The organism is Klebsiella sp. R445, from assembly GCF_051131755.1.
Taxonomy (GTDB): domain Bacteria; phylum Pseudomonadota; class Gammaproteobacteria; order Enterobacterales; family Enterobacteriaceae; genus Klebsiella; species Klebsiella lignicola.
This window is the reverse complement of sequence record NZ_CP180446.1, coordinates 3631340-3653151: the sequence shown is the minus strand read 5'-3', so window position 1 is coordinate 3653151 and position 21812 is coordinate 3631340. Positions and strand designations below refer to the sequence as shown.

32 protein-coding genes are annotated in these 21812 nt (G+C 52.3%); 5 read left to right on the top strand and 27 right to left on the bottom strand.

Annotated elements, in window-relative coordinates; translation table 11 throughout:
- Positions 1-2: 2 nt before the first annotated feature.
- The 12 genes from rplN to rpsJ all read right to left on the bottom strand — a co-directional run bounded on the left by rplN (position 3) and on the right by rpsJ (position 5488).
- Positions 3-374, bottom strand: a complete 372-nt coding sequence (rplN, locus tag ACMYSN_RS17045) for a 50S ribosomal protein L14 (protein WP_004160583.1) — start codon at positions 372-374, stop codon at positions 3-5.
- Positions 375-534: 160 nt separating this feature from the next.
- Positions 535-789, bottom strand: a complete 255-nt coding sequence (gene rpsQ / locus ACMYSN_RS17040) for a 30S ribosomal protein S17 (protein ID WP_004868357.1) — start codon at positions 787-789, stop codon at positions 535-537.
- The gene (gene rpmC / locus ACMYSN_RS17035; RefSeq protein WP_123753634.1) at positions 789-980 is read right to left on the bottom strand and encodes a 50S ribosomal protein L29; all 192 of its coding nucleotides are present in this window, start codon (positions 978-980) and stop codon (positions 789-791) included. Before rpmC ends, rpsQ begins: the two co-directional genes overlap by 1 nt.
- Positions 980-1390 (bottom strand): 50S ribosomal protein L16, encoded by a 411-nt coding sequence (gene rplP / locus ACMYSN_RS17030; protein WP_002919759.1) that lies wholly within the window; start codon positions 1388-1390, stop codon positions 980-982. Before rplP ends, rpmC begins: the two co-directional genes overlap by 1 nt.
- A 12-nt stretch (positions 1391-1402) precedes the next feature.
- The gene (gene rpsC, locus ACMYSN_RS17025) at positions 1403-2101 is read right to left on the bottom strand and encodes a 30S ribosomal protein S3 (RefSeq protein WP_123753635.1); all 699 of its coding nucleotides are present in this window, start codon (positions 2099-2101) and stop codon (positions 1403-1405) included.
- 17 nt (positions 2102-2118) lie between these two features.
- Positions 2119-2451: a 50S ribosomal protein L22 gene (rplV, locus tag ACMYSN_RS17020; protein ID WP_002919773.1), complete on the bottom strand. Its 333-nt coding sequence runs from the start codon at positions 2449-2451 to the stop codon at positions 2119-2121.
- Positions 2452-2465: 14 nt separating this feature from the next.
- Positions 2466-2744 (bottom strand): 30S ribosomal protein S19, encoded by a 279-nt coding sequence (gene rpsS / locus ACMYSN_RS17015; protein WP_001138115.1) that lies wholly within the window; start codon positions 2742-2744, stop codon positions 2466-2468.
- Positions 2745-2760: 16 nt separating this feature from the next.
- Positions 2761-3582 (bottom strand): 50S ribosomal protein L2, encoded by an 822-nt coding sequence (rplB, locus tag ACMYSN_RS17010; RefSeq protein WP_002919786.1) that lies wholly within the window; start codon positions 3580-3582, stop codon positions 2761-2763.
- Between the two features lie 17 nt (positions 3583-3599).
- Positions 3600-3902 (bottom strand): 50S ribosomal protein L23, encoded by a 303-nt coding sequence (gene rplW / locus ACMYSN_RS17005; protein WP_004868363.1) that lies wholly within the window; start codon positions 3900-3902, stop codon positions 3600-3602.
- Positions 3899-4504: a 50S ribosomal protein L4 gene (gene rplD / locus ACMYSN_RS17000; protein ID WP_000424395.1), complete on the bottom strand. Its 606-nt coding sequence runs from the start codon at positions 4502-4504 to the stop codon at positions 3899-3901. Before rplD ends, rplW begins: the two co-directional genes overlap by 4 nt.
- 10 nt (positions 4505-4514) lie before the next feature.
- Entirely contained in the window at positions 4515-5144 is a 630-nt protein-coding gene (gene rplC, locus ACMYSN_RS16995; RefSeq protein ID WP_004868374.1) for a 50S ribosomal protein L3, read from the bottom strand.
- A 32-nt stretch (positions 5145-5176) separates the two neighbouring features.
- Positions 5177-5488 (bottom strand): 30S ribosomal protein S10, encoded by a 312-nt coding sequence (gene rpsJ / locus ACMYSN_RS16990; RefSeq protein ID WP_001181005.1) that lies wholly within the window; start codon positions 5486-5488, stop codon positions 5177-5179.
- Positions 5489-5868: 380 nt separating this feature from the next.
- Between rpsJ and ACMYSN_RS16985 the strand changes: the two genes are divergently transcribed.
- Positions 5869-6312 carry a prepilin peptidase gene (locus tag ACMYSN_RS16985; protein ID WP_462495574.1) on the top strand — a complete coding sequence of 148 codons (444 nt, stop codon included), beginning with the start codon at positions 5869-5871 and terminating at the stop codon, positions 6310-6312.
- Between the two features lie 7 nt (positions 6313-6319).
- Here the strand turns inward: ACMYSN_RS16985 and bfr are convergent, their stop codons facing one another.
- From bfr to fkpA, 11 genes are all read right to left on the bottom strand, one after another.
- Complete coding sequence (gene bfr, locus ACMYSN_RS16980; protein WP_462495573.1) at positions 6320-6796, bottom strand: bacterioferritin; 477 nt, start codon at positions 6794-6796, stop codon at positions 6320-6322.
- A 73-nt stretch (positions 6797-6869) separates the two neighbouring features.
- Entirely contained in the window at positions 6870-7064 is a 195-nt protein-coding gene (gene bfd, locus ACMYSN_RS16975) for a bacterioferritin-associated ferredoxin (RefSeq protein ID WP_462495572.1), read from the bottom strand.
- Between the two features lie 180 nt (positions 7065-7244).
- Complete coding sequence (tuf, locus tag ACMYSN_RS16970) at positions 7245-8429, bottom strand: elongation factor Tu (RefSeq protein ID WP_187042350.1); 1185 nt, start codon at positions 8427-8429, stop codon at positions 7245-7247.
- A 70-nt stretch (positions 8430-8499) separates the two neighbouring features.
- The gene (fusA, locus tag ACMYSN_RS16965; RefSeq protein ID WP_462495571.1) at positions 8500-10614 is read right to left on the bottom strand and encodes an elongation factor G; all 2115 of its coding nucleotides are present in this window, start codon (positions 10612-10614) and stop codon (positions 8500-8502) included.
- Between the two features lie 96 nt (positions 10615-10710).
- Positions 10711-11181 carry a 30S ribosomal protein S7 gene (gene rpsG, locus ACMYSN_RS16960; protein ID WP_004106370.1) on the bottom strand — a complete coding sequence of 157 codons (471 nt, stop codon included), beginning with the start codon at positions 11179-11181 and terminating at the stop codon, positions 10711-10713.
- Between the two features lie 95 nt (positions 11182-11276).
- Positions 11277-11651 carry a 30S ribosomal protein S12 gene (gene rpsL / locus ACMYSN_RS16955; RefSeq protein ID WP_002920115.1) on the bottom strand — a complete coding sequence of 125 codons (375 nt, stop codon included), beginning with the start codon at positions 11649-11651 and terminating at the stop codon, positions 11277-11279.
- 124 nt (positions 11652-11775) lie between these two features.
- On the bottom strand, positions 11776-12063 hold the full coding sequence (tusB, locus tag ACMYSN_RS16950) for a sulfurtransferase complex subunit TusB (protein WP_462495570.1): 288 nt from the start codon (positions 12061-12063) through the stop codon (positions 11776-11778).
- 7 nt (positions 12064-12070) lie between these two features.
- A complete protein-coding gene (gene tusC, locus ACMYSN_RS16945) occupies positions 12071-12430 on the bottom strand; it encodes a sulfur relay protein TusC/DsrF (RefSeq protein ID WP_462495569.1) in 360 nt (119 codons plus the stop codon).
- Positions 12430-12816 carry a sulfurtransferase complex subunit TusD gene (gene tusD, locus ACMYSN_RS16940; RefSeq protein ID WP_462495568.1) on the bottom strand — a complete coding sequence of 129 codons (387 nt, stop codon included), beginning with the start codon at positions 12814-12816 and terminating at the stop codon, positions 12430-12432. The genes tusC and tusD overlap by 1 nt, the downstream gene beginning before the upstream one ends.
- Positions 12816-13538, bottom strand: coding sequence for a helix-turn-helix transcriptional regulator (locus ACMYSN_RS16935; protein ID WP_004868391.1), 723 nt, complete (start codon positions 13536-13538; stop codon positions 12816-12818). The genes tusD and ACMYSN_RS16935 overlap by 1 nt, the downstream gene beginning before the upstream one ends.
- Positions 13539-13895: 357 nt before the next feature.
- A complete protein-coding gene (gene fkpA, locus ACMYSN_RS16930) occupies positions 13896-14726 on the bottom strand; it encodes an FKBP-type peptidyl-prolyl cis-trans isomerase (RefSeq protein WP_462495567.1) in 831 nt (276 codons plus the stop codon).
- Positions 14727-14948: 222 nt separating this feature from the next.
- On the opposite strand from fkpA, the gene ACMYSN_RS16925 reads away from it, so the two are divergent.
- Positions 14949-15167, top strand: coding sequence for a protein SlyX (locus ACMYSN_RS16925; RefSeq protein ID WP_123757366.1), 219 nt, complete (start codon positions 14949-14951; stop codon positions 15165-15167).
- 175 nt (positions 15168-15342) lie between these two features.
- Here the strand turns inward: ACMYSN_RS16925 and slyD are convergent, their stop codons facing one another.
- From slyD to kefG, 4 genes are all read right to left on the bottom strand, one after another.
- Positions 15343-15933: an FKBP-type peptidyl-prolyl cis-trans isomerase gene (gene slyD, locus ACMYSN_RS16920; RefSeq protein ID WP_462495566.1), complete on the bottom strand. Its 591-nt coding sequence runs from the start codon at positions 15931-15933 to the stop codon at positions 15343-15345.
- 94 nt (positions 15934-16027) lie between these two features.
- Positions 16028-16228 carry a YheV family putative zinc ribbon protein gene (locus ACMYSN_RS16915; protein WP_123757364.1) on the bottom strand — a complete coding sequence of 67 codons (201 nt, stop codon included), beginning with the start codon at positions 16226-16228 and terminating at the stop codon, positions 16028-16030.
- A 14-nt stretch (positions 16229-16242) separates the two neighbouring features.
- The gene (gene kefB / locus ACMYSN_RS16910; RefSeq protein ID WP_462495565.1) at positions 16243-18048 is read right to left on the bottom strand and encodes a glutathione-regulated potassium-efflux system protein KefB; all 1806 of its coding nucleotides are present in this window, start codon (positions 18046-18048) and stop codon (positions 16243-16245) included.
- Positions 18035-18598 (bottom strand): glutathione-regulated potassium-efflux system ancillary protein KefG, encoded by a 564-nt coding sequence (kefG, locus tag ACMYSN_RS16905; protein WP_123757362.1) that lies wholly within the window; start codon positions 18596-18598, stop codon positions 18035-18037. The genes kefB and kefG overlap by 14 nt, the downstream gene beginning before the upstream one ends.
- 173 nt (positions 18599-18771) lie before the next feature.
- On the opposite strand from kefG, the gene ACMYSN_RS16900 reads away from it, so the two are divergent.
- The 3 genes from ACMYSN_RS16900 to ACMYSN_RS16890 all read left to right on the top strand — a co-directional run bounded on the left by ACMYSN_RS16900 (position 18772) and on the right by ACMYSN_RS16890 (position 21801).
- A complete protein-coding gene (locus tag ACMYSN_RS16900) occupies positions 18772-20676 on the top strand; it encodes an ABC transporter ATP-binding protein (RefSeq protein ID WP_462495564.1) in 1905 nt (634 codons plus the stop codon).
- A gap of 111 nt (positions 20677-20787) precedes the next feature.
- Positions 20788-21240, top strand: coding sequence for a nuclear transport factor 2 family protein (locus ACMYSN_RS16895; RefSeq protein ID WP_434670595.1), 453 nt, complete (start codon positions 20788-20790; stop codon positions 21238-21240).
- Between the two features lie 171 nt (positions 21241-21411).
- Positions 21412-21801, top strand: coding sequence for a hypothetical protein (locus ACMYSN_RS16890; RefSeq protein ID WP_462495563.1), 390 nt, complete (start codon positions 21412-21414; stop codon positions 21799-21801).
- Positions 21802-21812: the final 11 nt, after the last annotated feature.

Below are 21812 nucleotides of genomic sequence, written 5' to 3'. Positions count from 1 at the left end.
CCTTAGAGTACTTCTGGTGCCAGAGAGATAATTTTCATGAACTTCTCGGTACGAAGCTCACGAGTTACCGGCCCAAAAATACGCGTACCGATGGGCTGCTCGCTGTTATTGTTCAGAATAACGCATGCATTACCATCAAAGCGAATGACAGAACCGTCCGGGCGACGAACACCCTTCCTGGTGCGCACCACTACCGCCTTCAGCACATCACCTTTTTTGACCTTACCACGCGGAATTGCTTCTTTGATGGTGATCTTGATGATGTCGCCTACGCCTGCGTAGCGACGGTGCGAGCCACCCAGAACCTTGATACACATTACGCGACGTGCACCGGAGTTGTCGGCGACGTTCAGCATAGTCTGTTCTTGGATCATTTTAGTGCTCCGCTAATGTCAACTACTACTGAGACCCAAAATCGGGCCAATAAATATCCCCATATCGAGGGCGCGGCATTATAACACCGGAAATCGGATATGGGTAGAAAAAATAAACGGCTCATCGCTGAGCCGTTTATCCGTTGAGAACACAGCTCTATTACAGAACTGCTTTCTCTACAACGCGAACCAGCGTCCAGGACTTAGTCTTGGACAGCGGACGGCATTCGTGGATTTCGACCACGTCACCGATACCGCATTCGTTGTTCTCGTCATGTACGTGCAGTTTGGTCGTACGTTTGATGAATTTACCGTAGATCGGGTGTTTCACAAAACGTTCGATAGCAACAACGATGGACTTCTCCATTTTATTGCTAACAACACGACCTTGCAGAGTACGGATTTTATCGGTCATTACGCATCCGCCTTCTCAGTCAGTAAAGTCTTAACGCGCGCAACATCACGACGCACTTGCTTCAGCAGGTGAGTCTGTTGCAGCTGGCCACTTGCAGCCTGCATACGCAGGTTGAACTGCTCACGCAGCAGGTTCAGCAGCTCAGCGTTCAGCTCTTCAACGCTTTTTTCACGCAGCTCTTTTGCTTTCATTACATCACCGTCTTAGTTACAAAGGTGGTTTTGATAGGCAGTTTCGCTGCTGCCAGGCCGAAGGCTTCACGGGCCAGCTCTTCCGGAACACCGTCCATTTCATACAGGACTTTACCCGGCTGAATCAAGGCAACCCAATACTCCACGTTACCTTTACCTTTACCCATACGAACTTCCAGCGGCTTCTCGGTGATCGGTTTGTCCGGGAATACACGGATCCAGATCTTACCTTGACGCTTAACTGCACGGGTCATAGCACGACGTGCTGCTTCGATCTGACGTGCAGTCAGACGACCACGGCCAACAGCTTTCAGACCGAAAGTGCCGAAGCTAACATCCGTACCCTGCGCCAGACCACGGTTGCGGCCTTTGTGCACTTTACGGAATTTTGTACGCTTTGGTTGTAACATCAGCGACGCTCCTTATTTACGGCCTTTACGCTGCTGCTTTTTAGGTTGAGCAGCCGGTTCCGGTTGTTCAACAGCAGCCATACCACCCAGGATCTCGCCTTTGAAGATCCATACCTTAACGCCGATAATACCGTAAGTGGTACGCGCTTCAGAGGTGTTGTAGTCGATGTCAGCACGCAGAGTGTGCAGCGGTACGCGACCTTCGCGGTACCATTCGGTACGTGCGATTTCCGCGCCGCCCAGACGGCCGCTAACTTCAACTTTGATACCTTTAGCGCCCAGACGCATTGCGTTCTGTACAGCACGCTTCATAGCACGACGGAACATAACGCGACGTTCCAGCTGAGAAGTGATGCTGTCAGCAACCAATTTAGCGTCCAGTTCTGGCTTACGAACTTCGGCGATATTGATCTGTGCAGGAACGCCAGCGATATCCGCTACGACCTTGCGCAGTTTTTCTACGTCTTCGCCTTTCTTACCGATAACGATGCCCGGGCGAGCAGTGTGAATGGTCACACGGATGCTCTTAGCTGGACGCTCGATAACGATACGAGATACGGACGCTTTAGCCAGTTCTTTAGTCAGGAACTGACGTACTTTAAAATCGCTGTCCAGGTTGTCAGCGAATTCTTTGGTGTTCGCGAACCAGGTAGAGTTCCATGGTTTGACAATACCCAGGCGAATACCATTAGGATGTACTTTCTGACCCATTGCTAGTCTCCAGAGTCTCAGCGATCGGACACAACCACAGTGATGTGGCTGGTGCGCTTCAGGATGCGATCTGCACGACCTTTCGCACGCGGCATAATGCGCTTCATGCTCGGGCCTTCGTCTACGAAAATTTTCGCAACTTTCAGATCGTCAATGTCAGCGCCATCGTTGTGTTCAGCGTTAGCAATGGCAGATTCCAGTACCTTCTTGACCAATACAGCAGCTTTCTTGTTGGTGTAGGTCAGAATATCCAGGGCCTGCGACACTTTCTTACCGCGAATCAGGTCAGCTACAAGGCGAACCTTCTGAGCAGAAGAACGAGCATGGCGATGTTGAGCTAAAGTTTCCATCTCTTCCTCCTACCTTATTTCTTCTTCGCTTTTTTATCAGCAGCATGGCCGCGATAAGTACGAGTCGGTGCGAATTCACCCAGTTTGTGACCAACCATTTCGTCGGAAACAAAAACTGGAACGTGCTGACGACCATTATGGACAGCGATGGTCAAACCGATCATGTTAGGAAAGATCGTTGAACGACGGGACCAAGTGCGCAGGGGCTTCTTGTCTCCGCTTTCCACCGCTTTCTCTACCTTCTTCAGCAAGTGCAGGTCAATAAAAGGACCTTTCTTGAGAGAACGTGGCATGGCTTATCCTCTAATATTATTTGCTACGGCGACGTACGATGAATTTATCAGTACGCTTGTTGCTGCGGGTCTTCTTACCTTTGGTCTGCAGGCCCCACGGGGATACCGGGTGCTTACCAAAGTTACGACCTTCACCACCACCATGTGGGTGGTCGACTGGGTTCATCGCAGTACCGCGAACGGTAGGACGAACACCACGCCAGCGTGCAGCACCTGCTTTACCCAGAACGCGCAGCATATGCTCAGCATTGCCAACTTCGCCCAGAGTAGCGCGGCAGTCTGCTTCGACTTTACGCATTTCACCAGAACGCAGACGCAGGGTGACATAAGCACCATCACGAGCAACGATCTGAACGTAAGTACCAGCGGAACGTGCCAGCTGACCGCCTTTACCTGGTTTCATTTCTACGTTATGAACGGTAGAACCAACCGGGATATTGCGCATCGGCAGGGTGTTACCTGCTTTGATTGCAGCATCAACGCCAGACTGAATCTGGTCGCCAGCTTTCAGGCCTTTAGGGGCCAGGATGTAACGGCGCTCGCCATCTTTGTACAGAACCAGCGCGATGTTCGCGGAACGGTTCGGATCGTACTCAAGACGCTCAACAACTGCCGGGATACCATCTTTGTTGCGTTTGAAGTCAACAATACGGTAAGCCTGCTTGTGGCCACCACCGATATGACGGGTGGTGATACGGCCATTGTTGTTACGACCACCGGATTTGCTGTTTTTTTCCAGCAACGGAGCAAAAGGTTTGCCCTTGTGCAGCTCAGGGTTAACCACTTTAACAACGTGGCGACGACCCGGAGATGTCGGTTTACATTTAACAACTGCCATTGTATTACTCCTCCGACTTACTCAGCGCCGCCAACGAAGTCCAGATTCTGGCCTTCCTTCAGGGTGACGTAAGCTTTTTTCCAGTCGCTACGACGACCGATACGCTGTCCGTGACGTTTAACTTTCCCTTTAACTACCAGGGTGTTAACGACTTCGACTTCGACTTCAAACAGTTTCTGCACAGCAGCTTTGATTTCTGCTTTAGTCGCGTCTTTAGCAACTTTGAGAACGATGGTGTTTGTTTTTTCCATCGCAGCAGACGCTTTTTCAGAAACGTGCGGTGCACGCAGCACCTTCAGCAGACGTTCTTCACGAATCATGCCAGCATCTCCTCAACTTGCTTAACAGCATCAGCAGTCATTACGACTTTGTCGAAGGCGATCAGGCTAACCGGGTCGATACCAGTTGCATCGCGTACGTCAACCTTGTGCAGGTTGCGCGCAGCAAGGAACAGGTTCTCGTCCAGCTCACCGGTGATGATCAGCACATCTTCCAGAGCCATGTCTTTCAGTTTCTGTGCCAGCAGCTTAGTTTTAGGCGCTTCAACAGAGAACTTCTCGACAACGATCAGACGATCCTGACGTACCAGTTCGGACAGAATGCTTTTCAGCGCGCCGCGGTACATCTTTTTGTTAACTTTTTGACTGTGGTCCTGCGGGCGAGCAGCGAAGGTTACGCCACCGGAACGCCAGATCGGGCTCTTGATAGAACCTGAACGCGCACGGCCGGTACCTTTCTGGCGCCACGGCTTTTTGCCTGAACCAGTTACTTCAGCACGAGTCTTCTGAGCACGAGTACCCTGACGAGCACCAGCTGCATAAGCAACAACAACCTGGTGTACCAGCGCTTCGTTGAAATCACGACCGAAGGTAGTTTCGGAAACAGTCAGCGCGCTCTGCGCGTCTTTCAATACTAATTCCATTGCTATCTCCTCACGCCTTCACAGCTGGTTTAACGATCAGGTCGCTACCGGTTGCACCCGGGACAGCACCTTTAACCAGCAGCAGGTTGCGCTCAGCGTCAACACGTACTACGTCCAGGCTCTGAACAGTGACACGTTCGTTGCCCAGCTGACCTGCCATTTTCTTGCCTTTGAACACTTTGCCCGGAGTCTGGTTCTGACCGATAGAACCCGGAACGCGGTGAGACAAGGAGTTACCGTGAGTAGCGTCCTGGGTACGGAAGTTCCAGCGCTTAACGGTACCGGCGAAACCTTTACCTTTAGAGGTACCGGTTACGTCAACTTTTTTAACGTCAGCAAACAGTTCTACGCTAATGCTCTGACCTACGGTGAATTCTTCGCCGTCAGCAAGACGGAATTCCCACAGACCACGGCCAGCTTCTACGCCAGCTTTAGCGAAGTGACCAGCTTCCGGCTTGGTTACACGGTTAGCTTTTTTAGCACCGGTGGTAACCTGAATTGCGCGGTAACCATCGTTAGCCAGGTCTTTGACCTGTGCAACACGGTTTGCTTCAACTTCGATTACGGTTACTGGGATAGATACGCCATCTTCAGTGAAGATGCGGGTCATGCCCACTTTTTTACCGACTAAACCAATCATTGTTTCAACCTCTCAATCGCTCGATGACCTGATTAACCCAGGCTGATCTGCACGTCTACACCGGCAGCCAGATCCAGACGCATCAGAGCATCAACGGTTTTCTCAGTTGGCTCAACGATGTCAACCAGACGCTTGTGAGTGCGAATTTCGTACTGATCACGCGCATCTTTGTTGACGTGCGGAGAGATCAGAACGGTAAAGCGCTCTTTGCGGGTCGGCAGCGGGATCGGACCACGAACCTGCGCACCAGTGCGCTTGGCAGTCTCGACGATTTCCGCGGTTGATTGATCGATCAGACGATGATCAAACGCTTTAAGACGGATACGGATTCTTTGGTTCTGCATGAGACCAGAGCTCCAATTATTTATAGACGAAATGATTACTCCTCATACCCATTACGATTGATGGGAGAGTGTAACCGTTCTTACATAGTTCCCCGATTGGGAACATTGTTTGATAGCTAACTGCTCTATCAGGGTTCATATCGAACCAGCCTGCCAATTTTGACAGGCCCGCGCATTATACGCAAATTCCGGCCTTACGCAAGTGCTGCATACAAAATCAGCAATCATTTTTACGTGCCAGCCTGGCCAGGCACTGAAACACTATGAAATAGGGTCAAAACCTCGGAAAGCCGCTCGCGCTTGTCAGCTCTGCCTTTTGCCACGGGGCCCCCTTTCTTCCAGACTCTGCGTATACACTCCGCAGCCATGGCAATGAATCGATGACACTCCCCTTCTTACTTGTCTATAGCAGTTTTACGCTCGCCCTGTGCTGGTACGATCTACGGGACGGGTTACTTCCTGACCGCCTGACCTGTCCCCTGCTCTGGAGTGGTCTTCTCTATTATCTTTGTTATGCCCCACTGAAACTGGAACATGCCGTTGCAGGTGCCATCGCCGGTTATCTCGCCTTCGCGTTGATCTACTGGTTTTACCGCGGGATTCGCGGCTATGAAGGATTAGGCTATGGGGATGTGAAATTTCTGGCCGCGCTCGGCGCATGGCATGGCTGGCAACTATTACCACAGTTAATCTTTATGGCCTCACTTCTGGCCTGTGGCGGATGGCTGATTTTGATGCTGTCGGGTAAAACGATGGGGTCATTAAACAACCCGCTGCCGTTTGGCCCTTTTTTGGCTGCAGCGGGTTTTTGGTGTGGATGGTAAACGCGAGTTAGTCAGCTACTTTGATCTGTGACTGAAGATAATTTTGCAGGCCGATTTTGCCGATCAGATCCAACTCTGTTTCCAGCCAGTCGATATGGCCTTCCTCATCAGTAAGAATTTCGATCAGCATGTCGCGAGTGACATAGTCGTGAACGCTATCGGCATAAGCGATCGCTTCACGCAGATCTTTTGCGCCTTCCAGTTCCAGTCTTAAATCAGATTGCAACATCTCCTCGACATCTTCACCGATGCCCAGCCTTCCGAGATCCTGCAGATTGGGAATGCCTTCAAGAAACAAAATTCGCTCGATGTATTTATCGGCGTGTTTCATTTCATCTATGGACTCATGATATTCAACATCATTGAGGCGCATCAGGCCCCAGTTTTTGAACATCCTGGCATGAAGAAAGTACTGATTTATTGCGACAAGCTCATTTCCCAATAATTTATTGAGATAACTTATGATTTTGACATCACCTTTCATTATATAGTCCCTCCGCTTCCACTTATTGAAGCGTAGTTCGGGCTATATAGATGTCAAAGAAAACCCGGAGCGCTTAAGCGATCTCCTGGAACTCAGGCATGCGGGTTAATTCATCTTCCATAATCTCGCGGGCGGCACGGACACACTTACCGCATTGATTTCCCACAGGAATGAATTTGCGCAGTTGCTGAAAAGATTGAGGATGAAATTGACGTACGGCCTGACGAATTTTTTTATCGTTTACACCATTACACAAACAAACGTACATACCGACTCCCGTTCAATTTATGATCAAAAGTGTAAATGAGAATAGTTATAATTACAATAGACTATTGGTTAAATACCGGCAGTGAAGCACGTTTTAATCAAGCGACAACATTGCTGTCGTCGTAAATGGCAGGCAGCAAAAAGGGCGCCTAAGCGCCCTTTTTAATTCAGAACTAATAAATTAGCCCAGAACTTTAGCTACAACGCCCGCACCAACAGTACGGCCGCCTTCACGGATTGCGAAACGCAGACCATCGTCCATCGCGATCGGGTGAATCAGGGTAACAACCATTTTGATGTTGTCGCCCGGCATTACCATCTCTACGCCTTCCGGCAGTTCGATGGTACCAGTCACGTCAGTTGTACGGAAGTAGAACTGCGGACGGTAGCCTTTGAAGAACGGAGTATGACGGCCGCCTTCATCTTTGGACAGGATGTACACTTCAGATTCGAATTTGGTGTGCGGCTTGATGGAACCCGGCTTAGCCAGTACCTGACCACGTTCGATTTCTTCACGTTTGATACCACGCAGCAGAACACCAACGTTCTCACCAGCACGGCCTTCGTCCAGCAGTTTGCGGAACATTTCAACGCCAGTACAGGTAGACTTAGCAGTCTCTTTGATACCAACGATTTCAACTTCTTCGCCAACTTTAACGATACCGCGCTCTACACGACCGGTAACAACAGTACCACGGCCGGAGATGGAGAATACGTCTTCGATCGGCAGCAGGAACGGCTTGTCAATCGCACGCTCTGGTTCCGGGATGTAAGAATCCAGGTAGCCAGCCAGCTCAACGATCTTAGCTTCCCACTCTGCTTCACCTTCCAGCGCTTTCAGAGCAGAACCACGGATGATCGGAGTGTCGTCGCCCGGGAAGTCGTACTGAGACAGCAGCTCACGCACTTCCATCTCAACCAGTTCCAGCAGCTCTTCGTCATCAACCATGTCGCATTTGTTCAGGAACACGATGATGTAAGGAACGCCTACCTGACGACCCAGCAGGATGTGCTCACGAGTCTGCGGCATCGGGCCGTCAGTCGCAGCAACAACCAGGATCGCGCCATCCATCTGAGCAGCACCGGTGATCATGTTTTTAACATAGTCGGCGTGGCCCGGGCAGTCTACGTGTGCGTAGTGGCGAGTCGGGGTGTCATATTCAACGTGGGAAGTGTTGATGGTGATACCACGAGCTTTTTCTTCTGGTGCGTTATCGATCTGGTCGAATGCACGAGCAGAACCACCGTAGGTTTTAGCCAGAACGGTAGTGATTGCAGCGGTCAGAGTAGTTTTACCATGGTCAACGTGGCCGATAGTACCGACGTTGACGTGCGGTTTTGTACGTTCAAATTTTTCTTTAGACACGGCTATATTCCTTACTATAGTGCTCTCCCCATCAGGAGAGAACACGGGATTTTGGTTTTAACCCTACGGCTTATTTACCACGGGCTTCAATTACGGCCTGAGCAACGTTGTTCGGCGCGTCATCATACTTCAGGAACTCCATGGAGTAAGAAGCACGACCTTTGGTCAGAGAACGCAGCTGAGTTGCATATCCGAACATTTCAGACAGCGGAACTTCAGCGTGAATCACAACGCCAGTAACGTTGGATTCTTGACCACGCAGCATACCACGACGACGGCTAAGGTCACCGATGACGTCACCAGTGTTCTCTTCCGGAGTCTCTACTTCAACCTTCATGATCGGCTCAAGCAGAACTGGTTTCGCTTTCTTAAAGCCATCTTTAAAGGCAATAGAAGCGGCCAGTTTAAACGCCAGCTCAGAGGAGTCAACGTCATGGTAAGAACCGAAGTGCAGACGCACACCGAGATCAACTACCGGGTAACCCGCCAGCGGACCAGCTTTCAGCTGTTCCTGGATGCCTTTATCAACGGCCGGGATGTATTCGCCAGGAATTACACCACCTTTGATGTCGTTGACGAACTCGTATCCTTTCGGATTTGAGCCCGGCTCCAGTGGGTACATGTCGATCACAACGTGACCATACTGACCGCGACCACCAGACTGTTTGGCGTGTTTACCTTCGATATCGGTAACTTTAGAGCGAATCGCTTCGCGGTAAGCAACCTGAGGTTTACCGACGTTCGCTTCAACGTTGAATTCACGCTTCATACGGTCAACGATGATGTCGAGGTGCAGTTCACCCATACCGGCGATAATGGTCTGGTTAGATTCTTCGTCAGTCCATACGCGGAATGACGGGTCTTCTTTAGCCAGACGACCCAGAGCCAGACCCATTTTTTCCTGGTCAGCTTTGGTTTTCGGTTCAACAGCGATGGAGATTACCGGCTCTGGGAATTCCATACGCTCCAGAATGATCGGCGCATCCGGGTTACACAGGGTGTCACCAGTAGTTACGTCTTTCAGACCGATAGCAGCGGCGATATCGCCCGCGCGAACTTCTTTGATCTCTTCACGTTTGTTAGCGTGCATCTGTACGATACGACCGAAACGCTCACGTGCAGATTTCACGGAGTTCAGGATGGTATCACCAGAGTTAACCACACCGGAGTACACACGGAAGAAGGTCAGGTTACCCACGAACGGGTCGGTAGCAATTTTGAATGCCAGAGCAGCAAACGGCTCGTCATCGCTAGCGTGACGCTCAGCCGGAGTGTCTTTACCGTCGTCCAGAATACCGTTGATCGCAGGTACATCAACCGGGGATGGCAGGTAATCAATTACCGCATCCAGCATCGCCTGAACACCTTTGTTCTTGAACGCAGAACCACAGGTTACCAGGATGATTTCGTTGTTCAGAACACGCTGACGCAGAGCAGTTTTGATCTCTTCTTCAGTCAGTTCTTCACCACCCAGGTATTTCTCCATCAGGTCTTCAGAAGCTTCTGCAGCGGACTCGATCAGGTTCTGGTGCCATTCTTCAGCCAGATCCTGCATGTCAGCCGGGATATCTTCGTAAGTGAAGGTTACACCTGCGTCTTCTTCGTTCCAGTTGATGGCTTTCATTTTCACCAGGTCAACAACACCGGTGAAACCTTCTTCAGCACCAATTGCCAGCTGCAGCGGAACCGGGTTCGCGCCCAGACGGGATTTGATCTGACCAACAACTTTCAGGAAGTTCGCGCCCATGCGGTCCATTTTGTTAACGAACGCAATACGCGGAACTTTATATTTGTTTGCCTGACGCCATACGGTTTCAGACTGTGGCTGAACACCACCAACTGCGCAGTAAACCATTACTGCACCATCAAGCACACGCATGGAACGTTCTACTTCGATGGTGAAGTCAACGTGCCCCGGGGTGTCGATGATGTTAACGCGATGCGGTTCATACTGCTTAGCCATACCAGACCAGAATGCAGTAGTCGCTGCGGAGGTGATAGTAATACCACGCTCCTGCTCCTGCTCCATCCAGTCCATGGTTGCTGCGCCGTCATGAACTTCACCGATTTTGTGGTTTACACCGGTGTAGAACAGAATACGTTCGGTAGTAGTGGTTTTACCGGCGTCGATGTGCGCACTGATACCGATGTTACGGTAGCGTGCGATGGGTGTTGTACGAGCCATTTGATTCCTCGTTTGTTTCTTTAGGCGTTCAGTTAAGTTATCCAGTACGGGCGACTTACCTGAAGCGCCCGCCTGGTGACTATGACTCCGAAGGGATTACCAACGGTAGTGTGCGAACGCCTTGTTGGCTTCTGCCATACGGTGAACGTCTTCACGTTTCTTAACTGCAGTACCTTTGTTGTCTGCAGCGTCAGAAAGTTCGTTCGCCAGACGCAGAGCCATGGATTTATCACCACGTTTACGAGCAGCTTCTACGATCCAACGCATTGCCAGGGCATTACGACGAACCGGACGGACTTCAACTGGAACCTGATAAGTAGAACCACCTACGCGGCGGGACTTAACTTCGACGGTCGGACGGACGTTGTCCAGAGCGACTTCGAAAGCTTCCAGTTCATTTTTACCAGAACGCTGAGCCAGGGTCTCCAGCGCGCTGTATACGATTGCTTCTGCAGTAGATTTTTTACCATCTACCATCAGGATGTTGACAAATTTTGCCAGCAGTTCTGATCCGAACTTAGGATCTGGAAGGATTTTACGCTGACCAATGACGCGACGACGTGGCATGGAAATACTCCGTTGTTAATTCAGGATTGTCCAAAACTCAAAGAGTTTAGTTTGACATTAATATAAAACGTTTGGCCTTACTTAACGGAGAACCATTAAGCCTTAGGACGCTTCACGCCATACTTGGAGCGAGCTTGCTTACGGTCTTTAACGCCGGAGCAGTCAAGCGCACCACGAACGGTGTGGTAACGAACACCCGGAAGGTCTTTAACACGACCGCCACGGATCAGGATCACGGAGTGTTCCTGCAGGTTGTGACCTTCACCACCGATGTAGGAGGTGACTTCGAAACCGTTAGTCAGACGAACACGGCAAACTTTACGCAGTGCGGAGTTCGGTTTTTTAGGAGTGGTGGTATATACACGAGTACATACGCCACGTTTCTGCGGGCAGGCTTCCAGTGCAGGCACGTTGCTCTTTGCAACTTTGCGTGCGCGTGGTTTGCGTACCAGCTGGTTAATTGTTGCCATTAAATAGCTCCTGGTTTTAGCTTTTGCTTCGTAAACACGTAATAAATCGCCTCATATAATATGAGGACGCAGAATTTTAGGGCGGTGCCGAAAAGGTGTCAAGAAATATACAACAATCCCGTCATTACCAGGCCAATTGCCCAGGATGTTTGATCGACATTCTGACGAAATCAGTATAGCCAACCCTGACGACGCTGTCTGAAATTTGACCAGCCAACCCGCGGGCATCGATGTCATCTTGCAGAACATGAATGGTTATGGGGGCAGACTGCAACATTTCAAGGAAGCGGCTACCGGCGATGGCGGCAGTGACGCCATCCGATAACAGCAGCAGGTCATCCCCCGAGTTCATCAGACGGAGCATGGTGGTGATATCAGCATGCCAGGGAGAAACGCTTAAGGTGTGGAGCATCGGAACCTCAAAACCGCAGAATCACGTTAAAATCATCGAGCCGGGTGCGTAGCGCCTCGGGTTCCAGACATTCAGCATCGACAATCCACGGTGTAGTTGCATCAAGACCACGGTCACGGGCGGAAGCCGCGCATATCCAGCAGGCGTCAATGTCATACAATGACAGCAGCTTAAAGGTGGCGATATAGTCGCGGGCAAGCACCGCTGACGGGGTTTGCCCCGGCAACAGCTGAAAAACACCGTCGCCAACAAAGAAAACACCCAGCTCATCGGTTAGTGCAGAGGTCGCCAGCAGTGCATCCAGACCTTCCCTGCCGGAAGCCGTGCCGTGCGGCGCGGAAGAAAAAACAAAGGCCACGCGTTTCATCAGAACTGCACCATCCGATCGCAGGTTAAAGACGCTTCGGCCAGCGCACCCAGGCCGCTCAACGTAAATCCTGGCTGCAGATTATGGCCCGGCAAGCCCAGCTGCTGAGCTTCCCGCTCATCGGTTACGCCACGGCGCAGTGCAGCCGCGACACAAATGTGTAATGCAACCGCATGTTCGTCATGCAGGCGTTGCCACGCGCGCACCAGGTCAAACTCATCGCTGGCAGGCGCCGTCAGCTGATTAGCGTTATAGACACCTTCACGATAGAAAAAAATAGAGGCCAGTTCATGGCCCTCTTGCAGAACCGCCTGAGCAAACTGCCAGGCACTGCTGGCCTGTTGTGTACCGTAGGCCGGGCCTGTCACCGTAATGGCAAAACGCATTACTTATCCAGCCCCTGGAAATCGCCGCTCTTAAACTGGCGAATGTAGAGGTAGACCGTATGTTTGGAAATATTGAGCCGATCGGCGACCTGGTTAATGGCATCTTTGATATCAAAGATCCCTTTCTCGTAGAGGTTCAGGACAATCTGGCGGTTTTTGGCATTGTTGGACACATTGCGGTCCGCATTGACTTCCTCAATCGTGAACTCAAGCGTTTGAGCGACCAGGTCATCAACAGACGATGCAAAGTTCACCTGCGAGTTCACCTCCGGCGTTTCCGGCGGAATAAAGGTGCTCATGATTTGGGAGAACGGAACATCGAGGTTCATGTTGATGCACAGCAGACCAATGACCCGATGCTCGCGGTTGCGGATAGCAATGGTGACCGACTTCATCAGGACGCCGCTTTTGGCCCGCGTAAAGTAACATTTGGAAACGCTGCTGTCGGCACCCGTCATATCGTGCAGCATCCGCAGCGCGAGGTCGGTAATAGGCGAGCCGATTTGGCGACCGGTATGTTCACCGTTGGCGATGCGGATAGCGGAGCATTTCAAATCCTGTAGGGAATGCAGCACGATCTCACAATGGGAACCAATGAGCATCGCTAACCCGTCCACCACCGCTTCATAGGATTTGAGGATATCGAAGTCGGTCTGGTCGAAAGGACGTTGATCCAGCAGGTCAAGCTCACTGGTTTCGTTGGTTAAAAGCGACCTGGACATGAAAAAAAGCACTCCTTTTCAGGAGCCTGTCATTTTTTACACCAAATCATTCAAGGTGCGTTGCGGCACAAGTCCAGGACAAATTCATCAGCAACGAATTTGACCAGCCAGAAGCTGGCTCAGTAAGAGGCACGACGTCTCTTATGATTCCCGGAGCTGACTCCGATGGTCACCGATATTAGCGGGTGCGGCCAACGTAGATGCAGCTTGAAGGATGAAGTGTAGCTCGTCAGGGCAGGCTCATCATCATTATTAAGCTATCTAAAGTAATACAGCGCTTGAGGCACTTTCCAGTTTTAATTATATCCGCCCCAAATAAAAAAGCCGCCGCCTTTGAGGGCGGCGGCTTAAACCAGATTACTTCTTGGCGTCTGCAGCCGGTGCTGCTGCCGCTTCGTCAGCCGCTGCTTCAGGCTTGGCATCGGCTTTCGGTGCTGGTTTGATATCCAGCAGCTCTACGTCAAATACCAGGGTGGAGTTGGCCGGAATACCCGGTACGCCTGTTTTGCCGTAAGCCAGATCCGGTGGGATGACCAGCTGGATTTTACCGCCTTTCTTGATATTTTTCAGGCCTTCAGTCCAGCCCGGGATCACGCCGTCCAGACGGAAGGAGAGCGGCTCACCACGGGTGTAAGAGTTATCGAACTCTTTACCGTCGATCAGCGTACCTTTGTAGTTCACGACAACGGTGTCGCTGTCTTTCGGTGCGTCACCGGTACCTTCTTTCTCAACTTTGTACAGCAGGCCAGATTTAGAGGTTTTTACACCCTTCTCTTTGGCGAAGGTGTCACGATAGGCTTTGCCTTTCGCGTCGTTTTCAGTCGCGTCTTTTTCCATTTTCTGCTGTGCAGCAGTTTTTACGCGAGTTTCGAAAGTCTGCAGTGTCTGCTCGATCTCTTGATCGGACAGTTTACTCTTGTTGGCAAACGCGTCCTGAACACCGGCGATCAGCTGATCTTTATCCAGCTTGATGCCCAGTTTTTCTTGTTCTTTCAGGGAGTTTTCCATGTAACGTCCCAGCGATGCACCCAGCGCATAAGCAGATTTTTGATCGTCATTTTTAAATGCCGCTTTGCTTTCCGTCGCAGGTGCCGCCTTCGCAGCAGTATCAGCCGCAAAGGTCAGCGGTGCATTCAGGGCGACAGCCATTGTGGTCGCCAGCAGCGTTACTTTAAACAGTGATTTCATCCATTTCTCCAGGGCCGGGGCATCTCACCCCAGGGTTATCGTAAAATGCAAAAGAGGTACTATAGAACGTTGCAGGATAAATCTACATACAGTCGTTCCTGAATATCACCCGTTTTCAGACTATTTTTGTATAAATTAGTTTCCTGCCTTACGCCAGGTTGCTGCACAACTGATGAAAATTCAGTAGAATCCGCCCGCGAAATCCGACAAAAGGGGTAACTCATGCACGATAATACACTGGAGACTCGCCTGGCGGAGTTAGAAAGCCGGCTGGCATTTCAGGAAATCACCCTTGAAGATCTCAACAAGACCGTTACCGCCCATGAGATCGAGATGGCGAAAATGCGCGAGCATATGCGTCTGATGGTCGAAAAACTGAAAGCCACCCAGTCATCGCACATCGCGTCACAGGCCGAAGAAACGCCTCCTCCACATTATTGAGACGTAAAAAAAGCGGGTTTCCCCGCTTTCTCTATCCGGTAGCAGCTATGCTACCGGATTGAATACCTTAAGAATTTCAAGCCGCTATATCGCGATATTGCGGTAACCTGAGAACACCCGACGTACCGGAGTTAACAGCGAAACCAGCGCGCCTGCGCTTGAAAGACGTTCGGTATTAGTGGCAGCCGCAACCACCGTTACCGCAACCACCTTTGCCATGTTCATGACCGTGGTCGTGGCCATGATCGTGGCCGTGACCGCCGCAGCAACCATCATGATCGTGGTCATGATCGTGGCCATGAGCACCGTGTACGTGACCGTGTTCCAGCTCTTCCGCCGTCGCTTCGCGAATCGCAACCACTTCAACGTTGAACTTCAGGTTCTGACCCGCCAGCATGTGGTTACCATCAACCACAACGTGCTCGTCATCAACTTCAGTGATTTCAACCGGTACCGGACCCTGGTCGGTTTCAGCCAGGAAACGCATGCCAACCTGCAGTTCATCAACGCCCATGAAGACGTCTTTAGGAACACGCTGAACCAGGTTTTCGTCGTACTGGCCGTACGCGTCGTTCGCGCCGACTTCTACGTCAAATTTGTCGCCCACTTCATGACCATCCAGCGCATTTTCCAGGCCGGAGATCAGGGAACCGTGACCATGCAGGTAGTCCAGCGGCGCGCTCACCGGAGACTCATCAACCAACACACCGTCTTCTGTACGTACCTGATAGGCCAGGCTGACCACCAGGTCTTTTGCTACTTTCATGATTGCTCCTGAGCATGGGAAGAATAGTGGCGCAGATTGTAACGGAATTCTGCACCCGTGTACCCTCTAGCTTAAAAAAAGGCGAGCGATAACGCTAGTCCGGATGAAAAATGCCAATCACCTGTTCATCTTTGCGGACATGCTCTTTTGCCTCTTTATCCGCCTCACGCATCTGGTGTCCACACTTAACACACTCAACAATATCGACATTATTTTCACGCCACATCGCCAGTGAATCCTGAGCCTGGCACGTCGGACATTTTGCGCCAGCAATAAAACGTTTACGTACCGCCATCTTTTTTTGACCCTTTATTCAAACTCATCCCAGCCATCAAGCTGTCTGCTCTCTTTCTGCATCTCGCGCTGGAAGATCTCCTCCAGCTCCCGGCGCGCTTCCCGCACGCGTGATATCTGCAGCGTATCAGTATTTACCGGCATTAACTCTCGCAGCATTCGCATATCCAGACGACGAAAGTGCAGTTGCGCACGTTGTGCCTGGTGCGGGTGCATGCCGACGGTAATCAGCGCTTTGCGCCCCAGTTCCAGGGCGCTGGAAAAGGTCTCACGCGAAAACTGCGCCACGCCGGCCTGCAGCAATTCATGGGCCTCAACGCGGCCCCGCGCCCGCGCCAGGATATTGAGATGCGGGAAGTGCTGCTGGCACATCTCCACCAGCTTCATGGTATCTTCCGGCTCATTGCAGGTGATCACGATCGACTGTGCCGCTTCGGCCCCTGCCGAGCGCAGCAACTCCAGCTGGGTTGCATCACCAAAATAGACCTTGTACCCATATTTCCGCATCAGATTAACCGCGCTGATATCGCGCTCCAGCACGGTAATACGCATTTTGTTGGCCATCAGTAAGCGGCCGATCACCTGCCCGAAACGGCCAAAGCCGACGATAATGACCTGCGGTTTATCATCCTCAACCCACGGCGCCTCATCTTCTTCTTCCGACTGATTAAAACGCCGGGAGAGCACGCTATCTATCAGGGTCATCAGGAGCGGCGTGGTCATCATGGACAATGTAACCGTCACCAGCAGCAGCGCCATCTGATCGTTTTCAAACAGCCGGAGCGAAGCCGGCAGCGAGAATAGTACAAAAGCAAACTCTCCCCCCTGGCTCAGCACCCCGGCAAACTGCATTCGTTCCGAGCTGCGCAGGCCATACACTCTTGCCAGGATATACAGCACCAGGCTTTTTACCGCCACCAGCACCGCGACGCTTGCCGCTACCCACAGCAAATGGGTGTACAGCACGCCAAGATTCAGCGCCATCCCCACGGAGATAAAAAACAGACCGAGCAGAAGTCCCTTAAACGGCTCGATAGCGATCTCCAGCTCGTGGCGATATTCGCTCTCGGCCAGCAGCACGCCGGCAATAAAGGTACCGAGCGCCATCGACAGGCCAAGGGCGTCCATAAACAGAGCCGACCCCAGCACCAGCAACAACGTTGCGGCAGTGAATACTTCGCGCACGCCGGAGCCGGCGATAAAGCGGAAAACCGGCCTCAGCAAAAAGCGGCCGCCAATCAGCATGCCGCCGAAAGCCAGTACCTTCATCCCGATCGTGACCCAGTCAAAATGGTCATTGCCGGGACCCGCCAGCAGCGGTACCAGGGCCAGCGCCGGGATCACCGCCAGATCCTGAAACAACAGGACGGAAAACCCCAGCTGTCCGGACTCACTCCGGCTCATTCCCTTTTCGCGCATCAACTGCAGCGCCATCGCCGTGGACGACATCGCCAGCCCAATACCGCCGACCACCGCCGCCTGCCAGGAGAAACCGGTCAGCACCAGCAGGCCGCCGAGAATACCCGCGCTGAGCAGTACCTGCGCCGCCCCCACGCCAAAGATCGAACTGCGCAATCGCCACAGCTTAGACGGATTCAGTTCCAGCCCGATGATAAACATCAGGAACACCACGCCCAGCTCGGAGAAATGGAGGATCTCATCGACATCACTGATGAATCCCAGCCCCCACGGGCCAATCGCAATGCCGGCCAGCAGATAGCCTAAGACCGCACCGATACCGAGCCTGGCGGCCAGCGGTACCGCAACCACGGCAGCAAACAGAAATAAGACGCCGGCTAACAGCAGATCAGCTCCCGCCATAAATTCCTCCTGCCGTAATGGGATTGGCCAGCCAGTCACGGTAGGCGCGGGCATGACTTTTCAGATCGTCGGGCGATTGCCGGCGAGCCCAGTAGACAATAATCGGACTCATCCAGTGCATGCGACACATACCGGCCGTCAGCTCAAAGGGCCGCAGAATATCGTTCATCGGATAGCGGTTTGCATCACGTCGGTAGGCACTTTCTGGCTCACCGGTGGTGATCACGCTGCGCCAGTACTTTCCCGCGAGCTGATTTCCTCCGGCACCGCTGGCAAAGCCGCGGCTCAGAACCCTGTCCAGCCACTCTTTCAGTAAGGCCGGGCAGCTCCAGGTGTATAACGGATGCTGGAACACAATCACCTCATGTTGACGCAGGAGTTCCTGCTCATGGGCAATATCGATAAAAAAATCGGGGTAGTGCGCATAAAGATCGTGCACGGTGACATTAGGCAACTGTAAAGCCGGTTCAAGCAAAACCCGGTTGGCCACGGAATCCTGGGATTCTGGGTGGGCATACAGCAGCAAAACCTTCGCTGTCTGAGACATCATTCCCCTCCCGAATGTCTTTTGGCGGCCTCTAACATGGCTGCGTCCTGACGCAACCAGAATGACTTTGTCTATCGTCTTCGTTTTGGGCTACCATTGCGGCCCGGTGGAGCTATTTGCTACCACATTACATTATCATAATGACAAACTAACATAGTCAGAACATACGGCGCCTTATGATTGTTTTCTCCTCGTTACAAATTCGTCGCGGCGTACGAGTCCTGCTGGACAACGCCACCGCCACCATCAACCCTGGCCAGAAAGTCGGTCTGGTGGGTAAAAACGGCTGCGGGAAATCCACGCTGCTATCGCTTTTGAAAAACGAGATTAGCGCCGACGGCGGCAGTATGACCTTCCCGGGCAGCTGGCAGCTGGCGTGGGTTAATCAGGAAACCCCGGCACTTCCGCAGCCCGCTATTGATTATGTTATCGACGGCGATCGCGAATATCGCCAGCTTGAAGCGGATTTACATCACGCCAACGAGCAGAACGACGGCCACGCTATCGCCACGGTGCACGGCAAGCTGGATGCAATCGATGCCTGGACCATTCGCTCCCGCGCCGCCAGCCTGCTACACGGGCTGGGATTCAGCAACGAACAACTCGAAAGCCCGGTCAGCGACTTTTCCGGCGGCTGGCGTATGCGTCTGAACCTGGCGCAGGCGCTGATTTGCCGTTCCGATTTACTGCTGCTCGATGAACCGACCAACCACCTTGACCTCGACGCGGTCATCTGGCTGGAAAAATGGCTCAAAGGCTATCCGGGCACGCTGATTCTGATCTCTCACGACCGCGACTTCCTCGATCCGATCGTCGATAAAATCATTCATATCGAACAGCAAACCATGTTCGAATACACCGGCAACTACAGCTCGTTTGAAATCCAGCGCGCGACCCGCCTGTCGCAGCAGCAGTCGATGTACGAAAGCCAACAGTTGCGCGTCGCGCATCTGCAGAGCTATATCGACCGTTTTCGTGCCAAAGCCACTAAAGCCAAGCAGGCGCAGAGCCGTATCAAGATGCTGGAGCGTATGGAGCTGATCGCCCCGGCCCACGTCGATAACCCGTTCCACTTCAGCTTCCGCGCCCCGGAAAGCCTGCCCAATCCCCTGTTGAAAATGGAGAAGGTCAGCGCCGGATACGGCGAACGGATTATTCTGGACTCCATTAAACTCAACCTGGTGCCGGGTTCCCGTATCGGCCTGTTAGGCCGTAACGGCGCCGGTAAATCGACGCTGATTAAGCTGCTGGCCGGTGAACTCCAGCCGCTGCACGGTGAGATTGGCCTCGCCAAAGGTATTAAGCTTGGCTACTTTGCCCAGCATCAATTGGAGTTCCTGCGCGCTGATGAATCACCATTGCAGCACCTGGCTCGTCTGGCGCCACAGGAGCTGGAGCAGAAGCTGCGCGATTATCTCGGCGGGTTTGGTTTCCAGAGCGACAAGGTCAACGAAGAGACCCAGCGTTTCTCCGGCGGTGAAAAAGCGCGACTGGTGCTGGCACTCATCGTCTGGCAGCGCCCGAACCTGCTGCTGCTCGATGAACCCACCAACCACCTTGACCTCGATATGCGCCAGGCCTTAACCGAAGCGCTGATTGACTTCGAAGGCGCACTGGTGGTGGTATCGCACGATCGCCATCTGATCCGCTCAACCACTGACGATCTCTATCTGGTGCACGATGGCAAAGTTGAGCCATTTGATGGTGACCTGGAGGATTATCAGCAGTGGCTCAGCGACTCGCAAAAGCTGGAAAGCCAGAGCACTGAAGCGCCGAAAGAGGCCGGTAACAGCGCCCAGGCCCGCAAAGATCAAAAACGGCGGGAAGCCGAACTGCGTACGCTGACTCAACCGCTGCGCAAAGAGATTACCCGCCTCGAAAAAGAGATGGATAAGTTCAACACGCAGCTTGCCCAGGCGGAAGAGTTGCTGGGTGACAGCGAGCTGTATGACCTCTCTCGCAAAGCGGAGTTAACCGCCTGCCTGCAACAGCAGGCCAGTGCGAAGTCGGGTCTGGAAGAGTGTGAAATGGCCTGGCTGGAGGCGCAAGAGCAGTTGGAGCAAATGCTACAGGAAGGCTAAAGCCGGGTATGCTAATAACAGAGGCGAAAATCCAGCGATGTGGTTTTATGGGAACGCATCGTGCCTCGCCTCTGTTAAAAACCGCATAACTCACCTGCAAGAGGAACTGCCATGGTTAAAAAAACGCTCCTTTCCCTCTCACTGCTGTGCGCCCTGACCCATACAGCCTTTGCCGCCTACACCGAGAGCGAATTAAAAAACAAAGAAAACGTCATCGCTTTTTATAATAAAGCGTTGAACGATAAAGACTTTGATGCCGCCAGGCCCTATCTCGGCCAGCAGTATATCCAGCACAACCCCGGTGCAAAGGATGGGCCTGAAGGATTTCGCCAGTTTATCGCCTTCCTGAAAGACAAATACCCGGACTCCCGCAGCGAGATTAAACGGACGATCGTCGATGGCGACTACGTTGTCCTGCACGTCGCCACCACCGGACGCGAACCCGGAGTGACCCGCGCTATCGTGGATATTTTCCGCCTCGACGCACAGCATAAAATCGTGGAACACTGGGATGTTATTCAGACTGTTCCGGAAAAAACGGCCAGCGGCAACGGCATGTTTTAAGTCCGTCACTCAGCCATCTGTGGTGCAAGGTGGCTGCTTTTCCTGCGTTATTCTCTGACCTCCCCTACACCTTGCTCTGTTCCCCCTCGTCATAACACTTGCGAATGTGTCTTGTTTAACCAATTTATTTACTTTACTGTAAAGTAAATAAATTGATGTGGATGCCGTAACATGACGCTGTACAAAAGGTGGAATTATCTGGTGTTTTTCATGTTGTTATCGGTATTAAGCGCCGGAAACTCTGCGTCCGCACACCTTCTCATCGCGCCGGTAGCGATCAAAATTTCCGCCATCTGTCCGGCGCCCGCCGTCTGGACACGCAGCGGCCTGCAACAGCGGTTATTCAACCGCCAAAGTACACTGGCAACGCTGCATCAACTGCGGGAAAAGTTGCAGCAAAACTCACTCAGTATCCAGGTCTATGACCGCCTGTGGACAGCATATCAGTGGAACCTGATGTTGCTTGAAATCAATCCACTCTGCGTCAACTACGCACGACGCGCCCTCTACTGTCCTGAAGCCTACCCCTCGCTTCTCCGGAAACTTTATCCCGCTGACTGACGAAAGGTTTG

Excerpts from the sequence above, each read along its gene's own strand:
- rplN (WP_004160583.1), bottom strand. The coding sequence starts at position 374 with ATGATCCAAGAACAGACTATGCTGAACGTCGCCGACAACTCCGGTGCA.
- rpsQ (WP_004868357.1), bottom strand. The coding sequence starts at position 789 with ATGACCGATAAAATCCGTACTCTGCAAGGTCGTGTTGTTAGCAATAAA.
- rpmC (WP_123753634.1), bottom strand. The coding sequence starts at position 980 with ATGAAAGCAAAAGAGCTGCGTGAAAAAAGCGTTGAAGAGCTGAACGCT.
- rplP (WP_002919759.1), bottom strand. The coding sequence starts at position 1,390 with ATGTTACAACCAAAGCGTACAAAATTCCGTAAAGTGCACAAAGGCCGC.
- rpsC (WP_123753635.1), bottom strand. The coding sequence starts at position 2,101 with ATGGGTCAGAAAGTACATCCTAATGGTATTCGCCTGGGTATTGTCAAA.
- rplV (WP_002919773.1), bottom strand. The coding sequence starts at position 2,451 with ATGGAAACTTTAGCTCAACATCGCCATGCTCGTTCTTCTGCTCAGAAG.
- rpsS (WP_001138115.1), bottom strand. The coding sequence starts at position 2,744 with ATGCCACGTTCTCTCAAGAAAGGTCCTTTTATTGACCTGCACTTGCTG.
- rplB (WP_002919786.1), bottom strand. The coding sequence starts at position 3,582 with ATGGCAGTTGTTAAATGTAAACCGACATCTCCGGGTCGTCGCCACGTT.
- rplW (WP_004868363.1), bottom strand. The coding sequence starts at position 3,902 with ATGATTCGTGAAGAACGTCTGCTGAAGGTGCTGCGTGCACCGCACGTT.
- rplD (WP_000424395.1), bottom strand. The coding sequence starts at position 4,504 with ATGGAATTAGTATTGAAAGACGCGCAGAGCGCGCTGACTGTTTCCGAA.
- rplC (WP_004868374.1), bottom strand. The coding sequence starts at position 5,144 with ATGATTGGTTTAGTCGGTAAAAAAGTGGGCATGACCCGCATCTTCACT.
- rpsJ (WP_001181005.1), bottom strand. The coding sequence starts at position 5,488 with ATGCAGAACCAAAGAATCCGTATCCGTCTTAAAGCGTTTGATCATCGT.
- ACMYSN_RS16985 (WP_462495574.1), top strand. The coding sequence starts at position 5,869 with ATGACACTCCCCTTCTTACTTGTCTATAGCAGTTTTACGCTCGCCCTG.
- bfr (WP_462495573.1), bottom strand. The coding sequence starts at position 6,796 with ATGAAAGGTGATGTCAAAATCATAAGTTATCTCAATAAATTATTGGGA.
- bfd (WP_462495572.1), bottom strand. The coding sequence starts at position 7,064 with ATGTACGTTTGTTTGTGTAATGGTGTAAACGATAAAAAAATTCGTCAG.
- fusA (WP_462495571.1), bottom strand. The coding sequence starts at position 10,614 with ATGGCTCGTACAACACCCATCGCACGCTACCGTAACATCGGTATCAGT.
- rpsG (WP_004106370.1), bottom strand. The coding sequence starts at position 11,181 with ATGCCACGTCGTCGCGTCATTGGTCAGCGTAAAATCCTTCCAGATCCT.
- rpsL (WP_002920115.1), bottom strand. The coding sequence starts at position 11,651 with ATGGCAACAATTAACCAGCTGGTACGCAAACCACGCGCACGCAAAGTT.
- tusB (WP_462495570.1), bottom strand. The coding sequence starts at position 12,063 with ATGCTCCACACCTTAAGCGTTTCTCCCTGGCATGCTGATATCACCACC.
- tusC (WP_462495569.1), bottom strand. The coding sequence starts at position 12,430 with ATGAAACGCGTGGCCTTTGTTTTTTCTTCCGCGCCGCACGGCACGGCT.
- tusD (WP_462495568.1), bottom strand. The coding sequence starts at position 12,816 with ATGCGTTTTGCCATTACGGTGACAGGCCCGGCCTACGGTACACAACAG.
- ACMYSN_RS16935 (WP_004868391.1), bottom strand. The coding sequence starts at position 13,538 with ATGTCCAGGTCGCTTTTAACCAACGAAACCAGTGAGCTTGACCTGCTG.
- fkpA (WP_462495567.1), bottom strand. The coding sequence starts at position 14,726 with ATGAAATCACTGTTTAAAGTAACGCTGCTGGCGACCACAATGGCTGTC.
- ACMYSN_RS16925 (WP_123757366.1), top strand. The coding sequence starts at position 14,949 with ATGCACGATAATACACTGGAGACTCGCCTGGCGGAGTTAGAAAGCCGG.
- slyD (WP_462495566.1), bottom strand. The coding sequence starts at position 15,933 with ATGAAAGTAGCAAAAGACCTGGTGGTCAGCCTGGCCTATCAGGTACGT.
- ACMYSN_RS16915 (WP_123757364.1), bottom strand. The coding sequence starts at position 16,228 with ATGGCGGTACGTAAACGTTTTATTGCTGGCGCAAAATGTCCGACGTGC.
- kefB (WP_462495565.1), bottom strand. The coding sequence starts at position 18,048 with ATGGCGGGAGCTGATCTGCTGTTAGCCGGCGTCTTATTTCTGTTTGCT.
- kefG (WP_123757362.1), bottom strand. The coding sequence starts at position 18,598 with ATGATGTCTCAGACAGCGAAGGTTTTGCTGCTGTATGCCCACCCAGAA.
- ACMYSN_RS16900 (WP_462495564.1), top strand. The coding sequence starts at position 18,772 with ATGATTGTTTTCTCCTCGTTACAAATTCGTCGCGGCGTACGAGTCCTG.
- ACMYSN_RS16895 (WP_434670595.1), top strand. The coding sequence starts at position 20,788 with ATGGTTAAAAAAACGCTCCTTTCCCTCTCACTGCTGTGCGCCCTGACC.
- ACMYSN_RS16890 (WP_462495563.1), top strand. The coding sequence starts at position 21,412 with ATGACGCTGTACAAAAGGTGGAATTATCTGGTGTTTTTCATGTTGTTA.